Source organism: Candidatus Erwinia dacicola, from assembly GCF_001756855.1.
Lineage (GTDB): Bacteria > Pseudomonadota > Gammaproteobacteria > Enterobacterales > Enterobacteriaceae > Erwinia > Erwinia dacicola.
On the sequence record NZ_MAYS01000264.1, the window covers coordinates 1 to 3,099 of the forward strand.

At 51.1% G+C, this 3,099-nt stretch carries 1 protein-coding gene and 2 pseudogenes; all 3 read left to right on the plus strand.

The window, feature by feature from the left end; translation table 11 throughout:
• Positions 1-592, plus strand: a pseudogene (locus BBW68_RS19690) (dGTPase); the annotation flags it as partial.
• Positions 593-765: 173 nt separating this feature from the next.
• Positions 766-2,208, plus strand: a complete 1,443-nt coding sequence (gene degP, locus BBW68_RS07875) for a serine endoprotease DegP (RefSeq protein ID WP_070134733.1) — start codon at positions 766-768, stop codon at positions 2,206-2,208.
• A 110-nt stretch (positions 2,209-2,318) separates the two neighbouring features.
• Positions 2,319-2,985: pseudogene (locus tag BBW68_RS16285) on the plus strand (IS256 family transposase); the annotation flags it as partial.
• Between the last annotated feature and the right edge of the window lie 114 nt (positions 2,986-3,099).

The window sequence follows — 3,099 nt, forward strand, 5'->3', positions numbered from 1 at the left end:
TCGAACTTGAATCCGCCAGCGGCCGACGATATCTCCTACTGCGTGGCAGACTTGGAAGATGCCGTGGAGAAAAAATCTTCAGCGTTGAACACCTGTATGAACATCTGTTCCAGCTGTGACCGAATCATTAGCATGGCGATCTGTTTATCACAGTGGTGACCACCGCACTGGAGAAGTCTCGCAGCTGACAGACCAACCGCAGTAGTGAGGATCAGTTTTTTATGTATCTGTGCATCAATACTGTTGTGGAGTTAGTGCCGTACGCCGCCAGCCATTTTATCGAACATCTGCCCGCGGTCTTTCACGGCAATTTCAACTAGGCGCTGCTGGAAGATGACAACCCTCACAGCCTGCTGCTGGATATTTACCGCCCGCTGCTGCGGTTAACGCACGAAGAATTTAGCGAGTTGAATGAGAAGGATTATCTGAAAGAGTATCAGATTGAAACGCGGCTGTTTCACAAACTATCAACGCGTTTTCACTTCGCCTACAGTGAAGCCGTGGAAAAACTCGATAAAACGCCAAACAATATTATTATCGCGTGCGCCTGTTGCAGGATTACATCAGCGGGATGACCGATCTGTACGCCTAAGATGAGTGTCGACGTCTGATGACCATGGAATAAGCTGCGCTGAGTTTTGTAAAGGGAGCCAATACTTCTTTACCTTTCCGTAATATTTAAACATGAACTTAGCGCTAAAAAGTTAATCTCATCATAACAACCACAGCAATGGTTATTTAACTGAATACTTGAGAACCAATCTAATGAAAAAAACTACGTTAGTATTGAGTGCCCTTGCCATGAGCATTGGGCTGGCAATCAGCCCGTTATCTGCCAGCGCTGCTGAAACCGCTTCATCTTCTACGTCTACTCGGCAGTTGCCTAGCCTAGCACCGATGCTGGAAAAAGTGATGCCGTCGGTGGTAAGTATCAATGTAGAAGGCAGCACCACGGTGCGCATGCAGCATATGCCGCAGCAGTTCCAGCAGTTCTTTGGCGACAATTCGCCATTCTGCCAAGACGGTTCACCATTCCAGTCCTCACCCATGTGTCAGGGCGGCGGGGCGGAAGGCAACGGCGGAGCAGATACCCAGCAGCAGAAATTTAAAGCGCTTGGCTCTGGCGTGGTGATTGATAACGCTAAAGGCTATGTGGTCACCAATAACCACGTGGTGGATAACGCCACCAAAATTCAGGTGCAGCTGAGCGACGGGCGTAAATTTAACGCAAAAGTGATTGGTAAAGATCCGCGTTCCGATATCGCGCTGATTCAGCTGAAAGATGCCAAAGGTCTTACCGCGATTAAAATTGCCGACTCCGATGCGCTGCGCGTGGGTGACTATACCGTGGCGATCGGTAACCCGTACGGCCTAGGTGAAACGGTCACCTCGGGAATCGTCTCTGCACTCGGCCGCAGCGGCCTGAATGTGGAAAACTACGAAAACTTTATCCAGACCGATGCGGCGATCAACCGTGGTAACTCCGGCGGTGCGCTGGTCAACCTGAACGGTGAGCTGATCGGGATTAACACTGCGATCCTAGCGCCGGATGGCGGCAACATCGGTATCGGCTTTGCTATCCCAAGTAATATGGTGAAAAACCTGACCCGTCAGATGGTCGAGTATGGCCAAGTGAAACGCGGCGAGCTGGGGATTATGGGTACCGAGCTGAACTCTGAGCTGGCGAAAGCGATGAAAGTCGACGCACAGCGCGGTGCATTTGTCAGCCAGGTGCTGCCTAAATCCTCCGCTGCGGAAGCGGGCATTAAAGCCGGGGACGTGATCGTTTCCCTCAACAACAAGCCAATTTCTAGCTTTGCGGCGCTGCGTGCTGAAGTCGGTTCGCTGCCGGTTGGTACTAAAATGGAGCTGGGCCTGATCCGAGACGGTAAGCCGATGAATGTGAACGTGGCGTTGCAGCAGAGCACCGCAGCCAAAGTGGATTCCGGCACTATCTACACCGGTATTGAAGGCGCTAATCTGAGCAACTACGATGCAAAGGGAACCAAAGGAGTGAAGGTAGATAGCGTGAAGGCCGGTTCTGCGGCGGCGCGCATCGGATTGAAGAAAGACGATGTAATCCTTGGTGTTAACCAGCAGGCGATTGCTAATCTGGGTGAGCTGCGCAAAATCCTTGATACCAAGCCATCGGTACTGGCGCTGAATATTCAGCGTGGCGACAGCAGTATTTACCTGCTGATGCAGTAAATAATAGTAACAAGGGCCGATCGGAAAAGACGATCGGACCCTTACTCAGATTATAAATATGAAAAAGGGGTGACCGAAAAGAGCCTGTACACGAGATTGTGTAATAGGCTCTGGCTAATGAATTGGCCAAAAATCTCAAAACCCCAGAGGATCTCAATCAGTTCGATCGGCTGCTGAAAAAAGTTAGTGTAGAAGCCGTCCTCAATGCCGAAATGACTCACCATCTCGGGTACGATAAAAATCAGCCTAGGACCAGTAGCAATGCCCGTAATGATTACTCGACAAAGACGGTAGCCAGCAGTGGTGGCCCACTGGAACTGCAAACTCCACGCGATCGTGACGGTACTTTCGAACCGCAAATGGTGAAGAAAAATCAGACCCGTATTGCCGAGATGGACAACCAGATCCTGTCGCTGTATGCTAAAGGCATGACCCCCGGGAAATCGCCGCCGCGTTCAAGGAACTGTACGATGCGGATGTCTCTCCGGCACTGGTCTCGAAGGTGACGGATGCGGTGATGGAGCAGGTCGTGGAGTGGCAGAATCGCCCTCTGGATGCCATCTACCCTATTGTTTATCTGGACTGTATTGTCCTGAAGGTACGTCAGGATAGCCGCGTCATCAATAAGTCGGTGTTTTTGGCGCTGGGCATAAACATCGAAGGCCATAAAGAACTGCTGGGCATGTGACTCGCGGAAAACGAAGATGCGAAGTTTTGGCTGAACGTTCTGACTGAGCTGAAAACCGCGGCCTGAATGATATCCTGATCGCCTGTGTAGCAGAAAACCGTTAAGCACCACCGTTTGGCGACCGTCATCGAGACGGAGGTCAGCAAACCGGACAAGCATCACAGCCAGTTCAGCCTCAACCTTACTGGCGATCAACCGCTGTG

What these genes read in the sequence shown, in the direction of transcription:
- degP (WP_070134733.1), top strand. Translation starts at nt 766, where the DNA reads ATGAAAAAAACTACGTTAGTATTGAGTGCCCTTGCCATGAGCATTGGG.